At 69.2% G+C, this 16619-nt stretch carries 15 protein-coding genes; 5 read left to right on the forward strand and 10 right to left on the reverse strand.

Features of this window, described 5'->3' with window-relative positions:
* The 6 genes from A5736_RS06415 to A5736_RS06440 form a co-directional block, all read right to left on the reverse strand.
* A partial coding sequence (locus tag A5736_RS06415; protein WP_076245165.1) for a bifunctional ornithine acetyltransferase/N-acetylglutamate synthase occupies positions 1–819 on the reverse strand: 819 nt, incomplete at its 3' end.
* Positions 816–1859, reverse strand: coding sequence for an N-acetyl-gamma-glutamyl-phosphate reductase (argC, locus tag A5736_RS06420; protein ID WP_076245198.1), 1044 nt, complete (start codon positions 1857–1859; stop codon positions 816–818). The genes argC and A5736_RS06415, both read right to left, overlap by 4 nt.
* A 43-nt stretch (positions 1860–1902) precedes the next feature.
* A complete protein-coding gene (gene pheT / locus A5736_RS06425) occupies positions 1903–4401 on the reverse strand; it encodes a phenylalanine--tRNA ligase subunit beta (RefSeq protein WP_076245167.1) in 2499 nt (832 codons plus the stop codon).
* Positions 4401–5444: a phenylalanine--tRNA ligase subunit alpha gene (pheS, locus tag A5736_RS06430; protein WP_076245169.1), complete on the reverse strand. Its 1044-nt coding sequence runs from the start codon at positions 5442–5444 to the stop codon at positions 4401–4403. Before pheS ends, pheT begins: the two co-directional genes overlap by 1 nt.
* Before the next feature lie 119 nt (positions 5445–5563).
* Positions 5564–6373 carry a rhomboid-like protein gene (locus A5736_RS06435; protein WP_076245171.1) on the reverse strand — a complete coding sequence of 270 codons (810 nt, stop codon included), beginning with the start codon at positions 6371–6373 and terminating at the stop codon, positions 5564–5566.
* Between the two features lie 18 nt (positions 6374–6391).
* Entirely contained in the window at positions 6392–7306 is a 915-nt protein-coding gene (locus tag A5736_RS06440) for an adenylate/guanylate cyclase domain-containing protein (protein WP_369805116.1), read from the reverse strand.
* A 212-nt stretch (positions 7307–7518) separates the two neighbouring features.
* Between A5736_RS06440 and A5736_RS06445 the strand changes: the two genes are divergently transcribed.
* Positions 7519–8538: an oxygenase MpaB family protein gene (locus A5736_RS06445; RefSeq protein WP_076126050.1), complete on the forward strand. Its 1020-nt coding sequence runs from the start codon at positions 7519–7521 to the stop codon at positions 8536–8538.
* 9 nt (positions 8539–8547) lie between these two features.
* On the opposite strand, the gene A5736_RS06450 is transcribed toward A5736_RS06445, so the two are convergent.
* The 4 genes from A5736_RS06450 to infC are packed head-to-tail and all read right to left on the reverse strand — an operon-like array spanning position 8548 to position 10598.
* Complete coding sequence (locus A5736_RS06450) at positions 8548–9339, reverse strand: RNA methyltransferase (RefSeq protein WP_076245173.1); 792 nt, start codon at positions 9337–9339, stop codon at positions 8548–8550.
* Between the two features lie 26 nt (positions 9340–9365).
* Positions 9366–9755, reverse strand: coding sequence for a 50S ribosomal protein L20 (gene rplT, locus A5736_RS06455; protein ID WP_076058852.1), 390 nt, complete (start codon positions 9753–9755; stop codon positions 9366–9368).
* A 38-nt stretch (positions 9756–9793) separates the two neighbouring features.
* Entirely contained in the window at positions 9794–9988 is a 195-nt protein-coding gene (gene rpmI, locus A5736_RS06460; protein WP_076058850.1) for a 50S ribosomal protein L35, read from the reverse strand.
* A gap of 13 nt (positions 9989–10001) precedes the next feature.
* A complete protein-coding gene (infC, locus tag A5736_RS06465) occupies positions 10002–10598 on the reverse strand; it encodes a translation initiation factor IF-3 (RefSeq protein WP_076126108.1) in 597 nt (198 codons plus the stop codon).
* Positions 10599–11010: 412 nt separating this feature from the next.
* Here infC and lysX point away from each other — a divergent pair, with 412 nt between their 5' ends.
* The 4 genes from lysX (at position 11011) to A5736_RS06485 (ending at position 16601) form a co-directional block, all read left to right on the forward strand.
* A complete protein-coding gene (gene lysX, locus A5736_RS06470) occupies positions 11011–14358 on the forward strand; it encodes a bifunctional lysylphosphatidylglycerol synthetase/lysine--tRNA ligase LysX (RefSeq protein ID WP_083667205.1) in 3348 nt (1115 codons plus the stop codon).
* A 66-nt stretch (positions 14359–14424) separates the two neighbouring features.
* A complete protein-coding gene (locus A5736_RS06475; RefSeq protein ID WP_371328364.1) occupies positions 14425–15918 on the forward strand; it encodes an alpha/beta hydrolase in 1494 nt (497 codons plus the stop codon).
* Positions 15919–15924: 6 nt separating this feature from the next.
* Positions 15925–16380, forward strand: coding sequence for a DUF6653 family protein (locus A5736_RS06480; protein WP_076245174.1), 456 nt, complete (start codon positions 15925–15927; stop codon positions 16378–16380).
* Positions 16362–16601 (forward strand): hypothetical protein, encoded by a 240-nt coding sequence (locus A5736_RS06485; protein ID WP_076058847.1) that lies wholly within the window; start codon positions 16362–16364, stop codon positions 16599–16601. The genes A5736_RS06480 and A5736_RS06485 overlap by 19 nt, the downstream gene beginning before the upstream one ends.
* The last annotated feature ends 18 nt before the right edge of the window (positions 16602–16619 follow it).

Consider the following 16619-nt stretch of genomic DNA (forward strand, 5'->3'; position numbering starts at 1 on the left):
TGCGCACAGGTCGTCGCAGACCCGCAGCACCGCCTCGTCGAGATCGGCCTGCGGCGGCGCGATCCCGCTGGCGCCCGACGCCAGCAGCAGCACGGTGTCGTTGGTGGAACAGCAGCCGTCGATGTCGAGTCGGTCGAACGTGCGGGCGGCGGCGCCGCGCAGCGCGGCGTCGAGCGCTGCCGCGTCGGCGACCGCGTCGGTGCTCAGCACGCACAGCATGGTGGCCAGCGACGGCGCGAGCATGCCCGCACCCTTGGCCATCCCGCCGACCGTCCAGTTGTTCCGATGATGCAGCGCAACCTGTTTGGCCACGGTGTCGGTGGTCATGATGGCGTGCGCGGCGTCGTCCCCGCCGGTCAGCCCGCCGGCCATCTCGTGCACGATCTCGCGAACCCCGGCCAGCACCTTGTCCATTGGCAGCCGGTCGCCGATCAGCCCGGTGGAGCAGACCCCGACCTCGATGGCCCCGGTCTCGGTTCCCCAGTCCGACAGCGCCGCGGCCACCGCCTCCGCGGTGGCGTGGGCGTCCTGGAACCCGCCGGGCCCGGTGCAGGCGTTCGCCCCGCCGGAGTTGAGGATCACCGCGCGCAGCGCTCCGGTGGTCAGCACCTGCTGGGTCCAGAGCACCGGCGCGGCCTTGACCCGGTTGCGGGTGAACACCCCGGCGGCGGCGTAGTCGGGCCCTTCGTTGAAGACGAGGGCGAGGTCACGGGCGCCCGATGCCTTGATCCCGGCGGCAATGCCGGCGGCGCGGAACCCGGCCGGGGCGGTGACGCCCTGCTCACGCAGCAGCCGCGCCTCGGCGGTCGTGGAGGTCACGGCGCCACTCCGACCACCGAAAGGCCTTCGGCCTCAGGCCAACCCAGCGCCAGGTTCATCGACTGCACGGCGGCACCGGCCGTGCCCTTGACCAGGTTGTCGATCGCGGCGATCGCGACGAACGTCTCGGCGGCCTCGTCCACCGCGACGGCGATGTGGGCCGCGTTGCTGCCGATGACCGACCCGGTGCGGGGCAACTGGCCGTCCGGCAGGAAATGGACGAAAGGCTCTGCGTCATAAGCCTTTTCGTAGGCGGCGCGCAGTTGTGAAAGCGGGGAGCGGGTGCGCGCGGTGCAGGTGGCCAGGATGCCGCGTGACATCGGGATGAGCACCGGTGTGAACGACACCGTGACGTCGCGATCGGTGACGGCCCGCAGCCCCTGCGCGATCTCGGGCGTGTGCCGGTGGGCGCCGGCGATGTTGTAGGCCCGCGCCGACCCGATGACCTCGGAGCCGAGCAGGTCGGTCTTGGCCGCGCGACCGGCCCCCGAGGTGCCGCTGACGGCGACCACGGTGACGGCGGGTTCGACGAGGTCCTCGGCCACCGCGGGCAACAGCGCCAGCAGCGCCGCGGTGGGATAGCACCCCGGCACCGCGATGCGGCGGGCGCCGCGCAGCCGCTCCCGCGCCCCGGGCAGCTCCGGCAGCCCGTAGGGCCAGCTGCCGGCGTGCGGGGACCCGTAGAACCGCTCCCACGTGACGGCGTCGCCGAGCCGGAAGTCCGCGCCGCAGTCGACGATCAGGGTGCCGGGGCCGAGCTGTTCGGCCAGCGCCGCCGAATGCCCGTGCGGAAGCGCGAGGAACACGACGTCATGGCCGCTCAGGACGGCGAGCCCGGTGGGCTCGACCACCCGCTGCGCCAGCGGCGTCAGGTGCGGATGGTGCTCGCCCAGCGCGCTGCCGGCGCTGGCGGCGGCGGTCACCGAACCGATCGTGAGCCGGCCGTCGGCGTAGGCGGGATGCCCGAGCAGCAGGCGGAGGATCTCGCCACCCGCGTAGCCGCTGGCACCGGCAACCGCCACCTTGAGAACGTCGGCCATTTCGACCATTTTGCATGGTTATGCATTAGTTTGCAAATCAATGCTACATGCGTAGTTCGGCGCCCACGGCCTCGGCGGCGCGCCGCACGGCGGCGTCGCGCGCGGCGCTGGCGTCGTCCTCGGTCAGCGTGCGATCCGGCGCGCGGAAGCGCAGCGCGAACGTCAGCGACTTGCGAAGCTCACCGATCTGCGGGCCGGTGAACACGTCGAACAGCTGAATGTCCTCCAGCAGCTCGCCCGCCCCCTCGCGCACGGCATCGGCCACCGCCTGGGCCGGCACGTCGGCCGACACCACCAGGCTGACGTCCTGAAACACCGCCGGGAACGGCGACACCCTGGGGGCCGGCAATGCCTCGACGATCGGAATCGCATCGAGGTTCAGCTCCAGCGCGCAGGTGCCCTTCGGCAGCCCCGAGCGCTCGATCACGGCGGGATGCAGCTGGCCCGCGTGACCGACGCGGGTCTCCCCGACGAGCACCTCGGCGCAGCGGCCCGGATGCCAGGGCAGACATTGGGCCGCCCGCAGGCTCACGTCAACTCCGCTGGCGCGCGCGATGATTCGCACCGCCTCGAACGCATCGGTGGCATCCGCGGCGCGCCCGGGGCCCCACGGGCCGCGTGGTTCACGCAGACCGGCCAGCACGACGGCGACGTGCTGCGGTTGCCGGGGCAACGACGCGTCCAGCATCGCGATCTCGGCTTCGGTCGGGCGGCGGTCCACGGGGATGAGCTCGACGCCGCGAGTCTGCTCGGTCGGCTGCACCACCTGGGCGATGGCGAACAGCGCGGCGTCGACGAGACCGCGGGACACGTTGCGCCCCAACGCTTCCAGCAGACCGGGCAGCAGCGTAGTGGCGAGCTCCGGGCGATCCGCTTCCAGCGGATTGAGCACACGGGTGGTGTTGCGCCGCGGGTCGTCTGCGGGCAGGCCCCAGAGGTCGAACACGCCGGCGGGCAGAAAGGGTGTCGGCAGGACCTCAACGTAGCCGGATTGCGCGAGCGACTTGCCGATGGCGCGGCGGCGCTTCTGCACCGCGGTTAGTCCCCGCCCCGCGGGCGCCGACGGCAGCACCGACGGGATGTCCTCGAGGCCCTCCAGCCGCAGCACCTCCTCCACCAGGTCGGCGGGCTGCACGAGATCGGGTCGCCAACTCGGCGGGGTCACGGTCAACATGCCGCCATCTTCGGCGACTTCTTCCACGACCAAAGCGCCGATCTGGGCCAGCCGCCAGGCGGTCGTGCCCGGGGCATAGGCGACGCCCGCGACGCGGTCCGGCAGGTCGACGGCTATCCGGATCGGCGGCAGGGACCAGTCGTCACGCGGCGGGTCACCACGCCAATCGGTCAGGGTCGGGGACACCGCTCCTCCGGTGATGTCGGCGAGCAGTGCGGCACACCGGTCCAGCGCGGCCACCGAAATGGCCGGGTCCACGGCGCGCTCATAACGACGGGCGGCCTCGCTGGGCAGGTGCAGCCGCCGCTGGGTGCGCGACACCGCGGCCGGGTCCCATACCGCGGCCTCCAGCAGCACGTCGGTGGAATCGGCGCGCACCTCGGTGCTGGCCGCACCCATCACTCCGCCGATCGCCGCCGTGGCCGCGTCATCGACGATGAGGACGTCGACCGGATCGAGCTTGCGCTCGACGTCATCGAGGGTGACGACCGTCTCGCCGGGCCGGGCGAACCGCACGCCGAGGCCGCCGCTGATGCGGTTGCGGTCGTGGGCGTGCATGGGGTGGCCCAGTTCCAGCATCACGTAGTTGGTGGCGTCGACGGCCGGGGAGGTCGCGCGGATGCCGCAGAGCAGCAGCCGGCGCTGCAACCACCATGGCGACACCGCGGCGGGGTCGACGCCGGTGACCGGCCGCAGCGCAAATCGCCGAACGCCGGTTTCGGCCTGCACCGTCAGTGGCCACGCCTCGCCCTCGACGGGCAGCGGCTTGACCTCCGCGGGGTCGACGAAGTCCAGGTCGTAGGCGCAGGCGATCTCACGGGCCAGGCCGCGCACCGACATGCAGTAGCCGCGGTCGGGGGTGATGGCCAGGTGGAAGATGACGTCGTCCAATCCGAGCACGCCGGCGCCGTCGGCCCCGGGTTCGGCCGTGCCGGGTGGCAGCACCAAGATTCCGGAATGGTCTGCGCCCAACCCGAGTTCGGCCGTCGAGCAGATCATTCCGTCGGAGTTGCGACCGTAGGTTTTGCGCGCGCTGATGGCGAACCCGCCGGGCAGCGTGGTGCCGGGCAGCGCCACCACGACCAGGTCGCCGACGACGAAATTGGTTGCCCCACAAACGATATCGCGCGGCTGTCCCTCGCCGACGTCGACGAGACACGCCCGGATCGGCTTCTTGAACTCGGTGAGCTCCTCGATGCCGGTGACCCGCCCAACGGTCAGCGGTCCGTCGACCGGACCGAGCGTGACGACTTCTTCGACCTCGTGGCCGATGCGCACCAGGGTCTGCTCGAGGTCGCCGGGGGCGACGTCCCAGCCGGGAGCACCTTCCGCGACGACCTCGCGCAGCCAGCTATACGGAATGCGCATCAGGCACCCACCCCGAAGGGCAACGAGAACCGGACGTCCCCCTCGACCATGTCCCGCATGTCGGGAATGCCGTTGCGGAACTGCAGCGTGCGTTCCAGGCCCATCCCGAACGCGAAGCCGGAGTAGACGTCGGGGTCGATCCCCGCGGCACGCAACTCGTTTGGATGCACCATGCCGCAGCCGCCCCACTCCACCCAGTCGGCACCGCCCTTCTTGTCGGTGAACCACACGTCGAACTCGGCGGACGGTTCGGTGAACGGGAAGAAGTGCGGCCGGAACCGGGTGCGCACCGCGGGACCGAACTCCGCGCGCGCGAACGCGTCCAGTGTTCCCCGCAGGTGGGCCATGGTCAGGCCGCGGTCGACGGCCAACCCTTCGACTTGGTAGAAGACGGGCGTATGGGTGGCGTCGAGTTCATCGGTACGGAACGTGCGGCCGATCGAGATGATGTAGACGGGCAGCTCGCGCTCGAGCAGGGTGCGTACCTGCACCGGCGAGGTGTGCGTGCGCAGCACCTGCCGCGAACCCTCCGGCGCGACATAGAAGGTGTCCTGTTCGCTGCGCGCCGGGTGGTCGGGCGGGAAGTTCAGGGCGTCGAAGTTGAACTGCTCGGTCTCGACCTCCGGCCCCTCGACCAGCTCCCATCCCATCGCGATGAAGGTGTCGGCGACGTGCTCGGCCAATATCGTGATCGGGTGCCGGGCGCCGGTTGGCTGGCGCGTCGACGGCAACGTGACGTCGATGCCCTCGGCGACCAGTACGGCCGCGTCGCGCTCGGCGCGCAGGGTCGCCAGCCGTTCGTCATAGCTGCGCTGGGCCTCGCTGCGTGCGGTGTTGACGCGCTTGCCGGCGTCCGCGCGCCGGTCCTTGGGCAAGGCGGCCAACGCTTGTCGCGCTAGTGCGAGCGGCGAGCGGTCACCGAGGTGCTCGGTCTTGACGAGCGCCAGCGCCTCCAGGTCACCCGCGTGTGCGATGGCCTGCCGGGCGGCATCGACCGCATTGGTCAACGCTTCCGGCGACAGGTCGACGGGTTTATCGCCCACGCGGCGACACTCTCCTTGCTGACGAGGCTGTTGGAACGGCTGGATGCGCCCAGCGCAAATGCCGATCATAGGGGATTCGGTGCACGGCGCTCGGCGTGCTAGGAGATGCCGAGGGGCGCTTAGCCCGCCATGGCCGGCTGCAGACCGGCCGGCGCGTCGGCGGCCAGCGCGAGCGCGCCGCGCCGCGCGACGAACTGCGCGACCGCGTAGGCCGCTACGGCGCCCAGGACGCCGACCGACGACGCGGCGGCCATCGTTCCCCAGTGATGCGCCAGCATCAGGAACCCAAACCCTGAGGACGCCGCCAGCATCAGGACGCGTACCGGGGTCCACCGGATTGGCTGGCGGAATCGCGCGGACACCAGGACGCCCAGCACGACGGCGACGGTGTGCCCGGCGTCGGTGAAGTCACCACCGATGATTGCCGACGCCACGCCGGCCGCCACCCACCAGCCGACCCACGCCGCACGCCACCGCGACGGAATCACCGCCGTCATCGCGCCCAGCACCGCGAGGGCGCCATAGCTCATTCCCACGTCGCTGGCGTGGGCGATCGAAATCGGCAGCCAGCCGAACTCGACCGACGCCGCGAGCGCGGCGGCCACCACCAGGGTCGCGCCGATGTGGCCGACGACGAACGCCATGATCAGCCGGATGGTGCGCAAATGCAGTTCGGCGAGGGCGAGCAGGCACGTCAGGAACGGCAACCAGAAGTACAGCGGGCCGGCATCGACGACCAGCGCGCTGCCCAGCAGCGTGCCCACATGGCCGTGCGCCAGGTTGTGCAGGTTGGTGCTGGCGCGCTGAACGAGCACGTCGTGCGCGTGCGGGCCGAGCGCCAGGATCGCGCAACTGATGGCGAGCAGAATCGCCACGTATCCAATGGTGAACCGGACCCGGGCCAGCCGGGAGAAGATGCCCCCAATCATCGGTGTCTATTATGCGGGCTAATTTGTTTCCGAAGTGTGATCGGAGGCTGTCAACTCCCTAAGAGTCCGCAGGCGATAGATCGCCAGGTCCGCGGGGACGCCGGCGGTCTTCGGCGCGAATACCGGTTTACGTGCACGTTTGGCGACGACGCCCATCGCGTCCAGCGCGGTTTGGGGTATCCGGTCGAGTGACGAACTCGACACCATGATTCCGCCCTTGGTGGCCCGTTCCATCACGCGGGCGGCGATGTTGACGTCGACGCCGAGCCAGTCGGCGGCCATCCGCTGCGGGCGTCCGGTGTGGATCCCGACCCGCATCCGCGGCGTGTAGCCGTCCACGTCGACCGATCTCAGCTCGTCCTTGGCGGCCAGCACGGCCCGCACGGCGACCGTCGGATCGCCGAACACCGCCATCAGCCCGTCGCCCATCCGCTTGACGATGTGCCCTCCCGCGTCGAGCAGCGGCGGTTCGACCGCCCGCGCCACCTGCCGCAGCAGGGCGAGCGCCGCGTCGTCCCCGGCGTGCAGCGACCACGTCGAAAAGCCGACGAGATCGGTGAATACCAGCGTCACTTCCGGGTTGGCCGGCCGTCGGGACACCGCCTCGGTCAGCGCCTGCCACACCTGCAGCACGCCGAGGCTGAGCTCGCGCGACGCGGCGTCGCGATCCCCCAGCAGCCGGTCGGCGGCGCGCGCCGCCGCCCGCGGCGCACCCTCACCCGCGGTGGACAGCGGGTCGCCGAACTCGTGGTCGCCGGGCAACAGCCGTCGCGCCCGCCGCACGAACGCCACCACGCCGGGGCTGTGGTTGGTCGTGCGCAACCACTGCGCCGGAGAGCGAAGTTTCGAATCGGGGGGCGCCGCCGTGGTCACCGATTCAGAGTCCGTTTCCTGGGGCTCACCCGGGACCGGATCGCCAGGTGCGCGCTCCACTTGGCCAGGGTAAGTAGTTCCGGCTGACGCAGGCAATGACGCCCGCTTCGGTTGTGTCACATCTCGCATCGAAGGCCCTGATTGACACCGGATTACCGGCCGGCCACGCCGGCATCGAAACTCGGTAACACCCGGCCGCGCCGAGGCCCGAAATCATAGACAACACGCGTTGTCAAAGTTATCGTGAGCGCAGGTAGTACTAGGAGGCCGTGATGACTGCCGCGTCGACTGCGTCCGCTGATCCGCTCGGGCCAGATTCCCTCACCTGGAAGTACTTTGGCGATTTGCGCACCGGGATGATGGGCATCTGGATCGGGGCTATCCAGAACATGTATCCGGAACTCGGCGCGGGGGTCGAGGAGCACTCGATCCTGCTGCGCGAGCCGCTGCAGCGCGTGACCCGGTCGGTGTACCCCATCATGGGCGTCGTCTACGACGGCGAGCGGGCCGCGCAGACCGGTGAGCAGATCAAGCGCTACCACGACACCATCAAGGGGACCGACACCGCGGGCCGCCGCTACCACGCCCTGAACCCGGAGACCTTCTACTGGGCGCACGCCACGTTCTTCATGCTCGTCATCAAGGTGGCCGAGTACTTCTGCGGGGGCTTGACCGAGGCGGAGAAGCGGCAGCTGTTCGACGAGCATGTCCGGTGGTACCGGATGTACGGGATGAGCATGCGGCCGGTGCCGAAATCCTGGGAGGAATTCCAGGAGTACTGGGACCGGGTGTGCCGCGAGGAGCTGGAAATCAACCAGGCGACGCTGGACATCTTCCAGATTCGCATCCCCAAGCCGAAGTTCATCCTGATGCCGACGCCGATCTGGGATCAATTGTTCAGGCCGTTGGTGGCCGGTCAGCGCTGGATCGCGGCGGGTCTGTTCGAGCCCGCGGTGCGCGAGAAGGCGGGCATGCGCTGGACGCCGGGCGACGAGGTGTTGTTGCGCATCTTCGGCAAGATGGTCGAGCTGGCCTTCCTGGCCGTCCCCGACGAGATCCGCTTGCACCCGCGCGCGCTGGCCGCCTACCGGCGCGCCCAGGGGAGGATTCCGGGTGACGCGCCGTTGGTCGAGGCACCGGAATTCGTGGCGCCGCCGCGTGATCGCCGCGGACTGCCGATGCACTACTTCCCGCCGCGCAAGTCGCTGATGGAGCGCGCCGGGTCGCTGGTGCACACCACGCTCTCGCTGGCCGGCATGCGCCCGGCTAGGGGCCGCGGAAAGGCAGCGTAGAAAGCGCGCCTAAGGACGCGTCGGCACGGCCAGGGCCCGCGCGCTCTGGTAGAGACAGATCGCCGCGGCCGCGGCCACGTTCAGGCTCTCCGCGCCGCCGGACATCGGGATGCACACCCGGTGATCGGCCCCGTCGGCGATTTCGGCTGGCAGACCGTGCGATTCGGGCCCGAACAGCCAGGCCGTCGGCGTGCCGAGCAGTTCTCCGGCCTCGTCGAGACGGGTTTCGCCGTCGATCGTGGTCGCCAGCACCTGCAGCCCGGCGGCGCGCAGCGCCGTGAGGACGGCGTGGACGTCGGGCGCGGTGACGACCGGGATCGCGAAAATGCTGCCGGCGGACGCGCGCAAGCACTTGCCGTTGTACGGGTCGACGCTGTGCCCGCCCAAGATCACGGCCGCGGCGCCCATGGCGTCGGCGATGCGTATCACCGTGCCCGCATTGCCCGGCTCGCTGATCTCGACGGCAACCGCGACCAGCCGGGGGTCGTCGGCCACCGCGTCCTCGAGCCCGATGGCAGGGACCTCACACACCGCCACCATCCCCGCGGGAGTGACGGTGTCGGACAAGGCTTTTGCGGCACGCTCGGTCACCAGGTGAACGGGCGCCTGTTGCTTGGCGAGCAGCGCCCCATGGCGCCGCGCCGCCGACTCGGTGACGAATACCTCCCGGACCAGTCCGCGCAGCGACGCGGCCTCGACCAGATTGGGGCCTTCGGCGAGAAATTTCCCCGCCCGCCGCCGGCCGACGTGGCGATGCAGTTTGACCGCCGCGGACACCCTCGCGGAGCGTTCGGTCAGCACCGAAACGACCTGCCGCGAACGGGAACTCAGGCAGCCTCTCCCGAGGGGGCGTTGACGTCCTCGGGCAGCGCCGCCCGGGCGACGTCGACGAGCGCGGTGAACGCCGCCGGGTCGGCGATCGCGATATCGGCGAGGTTCTTGCGGTCCACTTCCACACCCGCGGCCTTGAGACCCTGGATCAGCCGGTTGTAGGTGATGTCATTGGCGCGCGCGGCGGCGTTGATCCGCGAGATCCACAATTTGCGGAATTCGCCCTTGCGCGCGCGGCGGTCGCGGTAGGCGTAGTTCAGCGAATGCAGCTGCTGCTCTTTGGCTTTGCGATAGAGCCGGGATCGCTGGCCGCGATAGCCCTTCGAGGCCTTCAGAACGCTGCGCCTCTTCTTGTGGGCGTTGACCGCCCGCTTCACGCGTGCCATGGATGTTCCTACTCTCGTTCAGACGTAAATGGTCAGGGTCAGCCGTTCAACAAAGCGTTGATGCGCTTGGTGTCATTGGCTGAAACCGTGGTGCGGCCGTCCAGCCGCCGGGTCCGCTTGGTGGGCTTGTGCTCGAGCAGATGCCGGCGATTGGCTTTTTGCCGGACGATCTTTCCGGTCCCGGTGCGCCGGAACCGCTTGGAAGCCCCGCTGTGGGTCTTGGCCTTGGGCATATTTCCTCTGGTTCTAGTTCTGCTGTTCTGCGGTATTCGGATCGGCCGCGGGCGCGGCCTCGGGTCCTTCGGGGTGACGCGCCCTGGCGCGTGTCTTCGCGCCGCGGTGCGGTGCCAGCACCATCGTCATGTTGCGGCCGTCCTGCTTGGCCGACGTCTCGACGAAGCCGTAGTCGGCGACGTCCGCGCCCAGCCGCTGCAGCAATCGGTAGCCCAGCTCGGGCCGCGACTGCTCACGTCCGCGGAACATGATGGTGACCTTTACCTTCGATCCCGCTTCCAGGAAGCGGACCACGTGGCCCTTCTTGGTCTCGTAGTCGTGATCGTCGATCTTGGGTCGAAGCTTTTGCTCTTTGACGACGGTCTGCTGCTGGTTCCGGCGGGATTCGCGCGCCTTCTGCGCCGCCTCGTACTTGTACTTGCCGTAGTCCATGATCTTGCAGACCGGGGGTCTGGCGTTCGGGGCGACTTCGACAAGGTCGAGATCGGCGTCTGCGGCGACGCGCAGTGCGTCTTCGATACGCACGATGCCTACCTGCTCCCCCCCTGGGCCAATCAATCGGACTTCAGGTACGCGAATGCGCTCGTTGACGCGGGTCTCAGTGCTGATGGGGCCTCCCTTGTTGGGCTTGTGGTCGTCCAATCACGACCAGTGCCTGGGCCCGTCCGAAGTCAGCGGTGGAAACACCACGCCACCAGCAAAAAGGCCCTGCACAAGCAGGGCCCAATGCCGACCGATCGCGGCTTGATCCGTGGGTCAAGCCGCCCCCGCCATGCGCGGAGCAGGCATTATGCAATGCCCGTGACCGGACCGTGTCGCCGTGACCGAGACGGAAACCTTCTCGTGGCTAGCGGTGGGAGTGGGACTCCACTTAACTGTCCTGGCTTTCGCCGGGATGGTCGCGACGGACAGTCTAGCAGCCGTGAGCCGCCCGCCAGCACTCGCGAGTCCGGCGACGCGGCCGACAAACTCTTTCGCATCACGAGGCATTTCACGGGTAGAGGGAATATCCTCGCGGTCTGTGACACTCGCTTCTGCTGGCTCGGGCCCTCGGTCTGGCAGCCGGTCGCGCTCCCGGTATCACTGGGTACCGGCGGCGGCTGGCTGGACCGTTGGCGTCATCGCCACCCTGTCGCTGGTGGGCAGCGTGTCGCCACTGTTCCGCTGGCTGATCAAGGTCCCGCGCGAGTTCATCAACGACTACCTGTTCAACTTCCCGGACACCAGCCTCGCCTGGTCGTTCGTGCTGGCCTTGCTGGCGGCGGCCCTGACCGCGCGCAAACGCATCGCCTGGCTGCTACTGCTCGGCCAGATGATCCTCGCCGCGTTCTGGAATGCCGCCGACATCGCGGCGGGCGACAACACCGCCGCCGAGACCTTCGGCGAGAACCTCGGGTTCGCCGTGCACGTCGTTGCGATCGTCCTGCTGGTTTTGGGCTATCGGGAGTTCTGGGCCAAGGTCCGCAAGGCCGCGCTGTTCAAGGCGGCCGCGGTGCTGGTCGTCGGCGACGTCATCGGCATCCTGCTGTCCTGGGGTCTCGTCGAGCTGTTCCCCGGATCGCTTGCGCGGCAAGACCGCCTGCCCTACGTGGCCAACCGGGTGGTCGGCTTCGCCCTCGCGGACCCCACCCTGTTCACCGGCAGGCCGCACGTGCTGATGAACGCGATCTTCGGGTTGTTCGGCGCGCTCGCGTTGATCGCCGCGACGATCGTGCTGTTCCAGTCCCAGCGCGCCGACAACGCGCTGACGGGTGAGGACGAGTCGGCCATCCGCGGCCTGCTGGAGCTGTGGGGCAAAAACGACTCCCTGGGCTACTTCGCGACCCGTCGCGACAAGTCGGTGGTGTTCGCGCACAGCGGCCGCGCGGCCATCACCTATCGCGTCGAAATCGGTGTCTGCCTCGCCAGCGGCGACCCGGTGGGCGACCCGCGCGCCTGGCGGCAGGCCGTGGATGCGTGGTTGGGTCTGTGCCAGACCTACGGCTGGGCGCCCGGTGTCATGGGCGCCAGTTCGCAAGGCGCGCAGGTGTATCGGGAGGCCGGCCTCAACGCGCTCGAGCTGGGCGACGAGGCGATTCTGCGGACCTCCGAATTCAAACTGTCCGGCCCGGACATGCGCGGGGTCCGCCAGGCCGTGACGCGGGCCCGCAGGGCCGGGCTGACGGTGCGCATCCGGCGGCACCGCGACATCTCCCCCGAGGAGATGACGGACACCATCTCGCGCGCCGACTCCTGGCGCGACACCCAAACCGAGCGAGGCTTTTCCATGGCGCTGGGCCGGCTGGGCGATCCGGCCGACGGGGACTGCCTGCTGGTCGAGGCGATCGACCCGCACGGCCAAGTGGTCGCCATGCTGTCGCTGGTCCCCTGGGGAACCACCGGCGTCTCCCTGGATCTGATGCGGCGCTCTCCGCAATCTCCCAACGGCACCATCGAGCTGATGGTCAGCGATCTCGCCCTGAACGCCGAAACCCTTGGTATTTCCCGCATTTCGCTGAACTTCGCGATGTTCCGGTCAGCGTTCGAGCAAGGTGCCCAACTCGGCGCCGGTCCGATCGCCCGGCTGTGGCGCGGGCTATTGATCTTCTTCTCGCGGTGGTGGCAGCTGGAGACGTTGTACCGCTCGAACATGAAATACCAACCCGAGTGGGTGCCCCGCTATGCCTGCTACGAAGACGCCCGGTTGATCCCCCGGGTGGGCGTCGCGTCGGTCATCGCCGAGGGTTTCCTCGTGCTGCCGTTCAGGCGGCGCGACAAGCTGCACACCGGACACCACCCCGCGGTACCTGCCCGGCTGGCGGAATCGGGGTTGCTGCACCACGACGGGTCGGCCCCGGATGTCAGCGGGCTCAGAAGCGACGAGGGCATCGACGAAGACGAGGACGAGTTCAGGTCCCGCCTGCCCGAGCAGGTGCGGGTGCGCATGACCAAGCTGAAGACGCTGCGCCGCACCGGCATTGACGCCTACCCCGTCGGCTCCCCGCCAACTCACAGCGTCGCGCAGGCGCTGGACGCCGGCGACCAGGACGCCGTCTCGGTGTCCGGCCGGATATTGCGGATCCGCGATTTCGGCGGTGTCCTGTTCGCCCAGTTGCGTGACTGGTCGGGCGAAATGCAAGTGCTGCTGGACAATTCACGTCTGGAGTGCGGCCGCACCGCCGATTTCCACGCGGCCATCGATCTGGGCGACCTGGTCGAGATGACCGGGCACATGGGTTTTTCGAAGAACGGGACGCGCTCGCTGATCGTGCGCGACTGGCGGATGATCGGCAAGTGCCTGCGGCCGTTGCCGAATAAATGGAAAGGACTGACCGACCCCGAGGCACGAGTGCGGACCCGCTACGTCGACCTGGCCGTCAATAGCGAGTCGCGTGGTTTGATCACCGCCCGGAGCAGCGTGTTGCGTTCGATCCGCGAGACGCTGTTCGCCAAGGGGTTCATCGAAGTCGAGACCCCGATCCTGCAGCAGATCCACGGCGGAGCCACGGCCCGCCCGTTCGTCACGCACATCAACACCTACGACATGGACCTGTTCTTGCGCATCGCGCCGGAGCTGTACCTGAAGCGGCTGTGCGTCGGCGGCGTGGAGCGAGTGTTCGAACTGGGCCGGGCGTTCCGCAACGAGGGGGTGGACTTCAGCCACAACCCGGAGTTCACCCTGCTGGAGGCCTACCAGGCGCACGCCGACTACCTGACGTGGATCGACGGGTGCCGCGAGCTCATCCAGAACGCGGCCCAGGCCGCCAACGGGGAGCAGACAGTGTGGCGGCCCCGCACGGACCCCGGGCCCGACGCCGCCGACGTTGAGCCCGTCGACATTTCGGGCGTGTGGCCGGTGAAAACCGTGCACGACGCGGTATCCGAAGCCCTCGGCGAACGCGTCGACCCCGAGACCTCGCTGATCGCGCTGCGCAAGCTGGCCGATGCGGCGCACATTCCCTACCGGGCCCAGTGGGACGCCGGCGCGGTGGTGCTGGAGCTCTACGAGCACCTCGTCGAGGACCGGACCGAGCGGCCGACGTTCTATATCGACTTTCCGACGTCCGTGTCGCCGCTGACCCGCCCCCACCGCAGTCGGCGCGGCGTCGCCGAGCGGTGGGACCTGGTGGCGTGGGGTGTCGAGCTGGGCACCGCGTACAGCGAACTCACCGACCCGGTGGAACAGCGGCGCCGCCTGCACGAGCAGTCGCTGTTGGCGGCCGGCGGCGATCCCGAGGCGATGGAGCTGGACGAGGACTTCCTGCAGGCGATGGAATACGCGATGCCACCCACCGGCGGGCTCGGGATGGGCATCGATCGCCTCGTCATGCTCATAACCGGCCGCAGCATCCGCGAGACCCTGCCATTTCCGCTGGCCAAGCCCCACTAGTCGGCGCCGGCGACGGCGGCGAGCGCACGGCGAACATTCGGTGAATGTGTTCCGGGAAGGTTAACGATCACTCACAATGGATCCGTGACCGCGTCGACGCCCCATGCCATGGCGCAGTTGCTCGCAACCAGCCACACCTCGTTGATGCATGGCTGGGTTCCCCTCACGATCCAGCTCGCTGCCGGAGTCGTACTGGCGTTGGCCATCGGCTGGCGCTCCCGGCGCTGGCGAACCGTGTGGCTGCCGGCGGCCGGCTTGGCCGGCGGCGTCACGGCCTACGCGACGCACTGGTACATCGTCGACCGGGGCCTCTCCGACGAACCCGCACCCGCGGCGCTCTGGCTTTGGATCGCGTTGACGGGCATGGCCGCGGCGGTGCTGATCCTGGGCTGGCGCAGCGCGCACCGCTGGCGGCGCGGCGCAGCAGTCATGGCCGTGCCGCTGTGCCTGCTCAGCGCGGCGCTGGTGCTCAACCTGTGGGTGGGCTACTTCCCCACCGTGCAGTCCGCATGGAACCAGCTCACCTCCGGTCCGCTGCCCGATCAAACCGACAAGGCCACCGTCGCCGCGATGGCGAGCAAGGGAAACCGGCCCACGCACGGGAGCGTGGTCCCGGTCGTGATCCCGTCCGACGCCTCACATTTCAAGCACCGCGGGGAACTCGTCTATCTGCCGCCCGAGTGGTTCGCCAGTAACCCCCCGCCGCAGCTGCCGACCGTCATGATGATCGGCGGGCAGTTCAACACCCCCGCGGACTGGACGCGCGCCGGCAACGCGATCAAGACGATCGACGACTTCGCGGCCACCCATCACGGCAAAGCCCCGGTGCTGGTATTCGTGGACTCCGGCGGCGCCTTCAACAACGACACCGAATGCGTCAACGGGGTTCGCGGTAACGCGGCCGATCACCTTACCAAAGACGTTGTGCCGTATATGGTCTCGAACTTCGGCGTCAGCCCCGCGCGGTCCAACTGGGGCATCGTGGGCTGGTCGATGGGCGGGACGTGCGCCGTGGATCTGACCGTCATGCACCCCGAAATGTTCAGCGCCTTCGTCGACGTCGCCGGTGACTTCTTCCCGAATGCGGGGACCAAGGCGCAGACCATCGCCAGGCTGTTCGGCGGAAACGCGACCGCATGGGCGGCATTCGATCCGACCACCGTGATCACCCGGCACGGCCACTACACCGACGTGGCCGGATGGTTCGCGATCTCCTCGGACGCCCCGCCGGCGCCGCGGCGCAACTTCGCGATCGCGGATGCCGGCTCGATACGTCTGGCCAGCCGCGACGCCGACGCCAACCCGAGCAACCAGACGGCGGCCGCGTATTCGCTGTGCGCGCTCGGCCGTGATCACGGCATCGACTGCGCCGTCCTCCCCCAGCCGGGCAAGCACGACTGGCCGTTCGCGGACCGGGTCTTCGCGTCCGCACTGCCGTGGTTGGCCGGACAGCTGGGCACCCCGGACGTCCCCCGGATTGCGTTGCCCGGCACCACCCCTCCCTCCGTCCATACCGGGCCGGTGGTCCCCGTCGAGCGTCCCGCCACCGCAATGAAGTAGCGGCCGGTGTCTGCGGTCGGGCGCGCACGTCGCGCACTTTTTGCGCGGCACTGCAATCCGTGGAGTGCGTGGACCCGCTGGGCGACCACGCCGTTGACGCTGGTGCCGGCGTGGACGCGGCGCTGGAGCCACGCCGTGGTGCTGGCCGTGTGGCTGGCGATCAACCCGTTCGTCTTCGGCAAGCCCGCGCACCAGCACGCCTGGTCGACGAGGGCGATGCTGGGCGAGGAGCTGTGGATCAGCCGCCGGCCCCGGGACGCCGCGATGTTCGTCAGCGCGCTCTCCTCCGCGGCCGCGCTCGGCGCCCTCATCTCGGCTCGCCGGCGCCGGTTGGTGCCGGCCGCCGTCGCGACCGCCGTGCAGATGGCGCTCACGTTGGTGTACTGGGCGCAGATGGTGCGCTATTTCGATCGCCAGCGCGCGACCGAAGTAACCTCTCAGGCATGCCCGACGAACCAGTGACTCCCGCGGAGCCCGACCCCGGGTACGACGACGCGGGCGTGCCGACCTTCGAATACGTCCGCGAGAAGATCGAGACCCGTTACGGCACCTCGCAGGGCGCCGCAGAACTGGCCGCGGAAACTCCAGAGGGCCGCGACGTCGAGGAGCAATACGACGAGCGTCAGCGGGCCGCGGCCGAGCGGCTGGCGCAGATCCGCGAGTCGATGCACCCCGATGAGTGACGCCGCATCAACGATTTG

Source organism: Mycobacterium sp. SP-6446, from assembly GCF_001954045.1.
Classification (GTDB): domain Bacteria; phylum Actinomycetota; class Actinomycetes; order Mycobacteriales; family Mycobacteriaceae; genus Mycobacterium.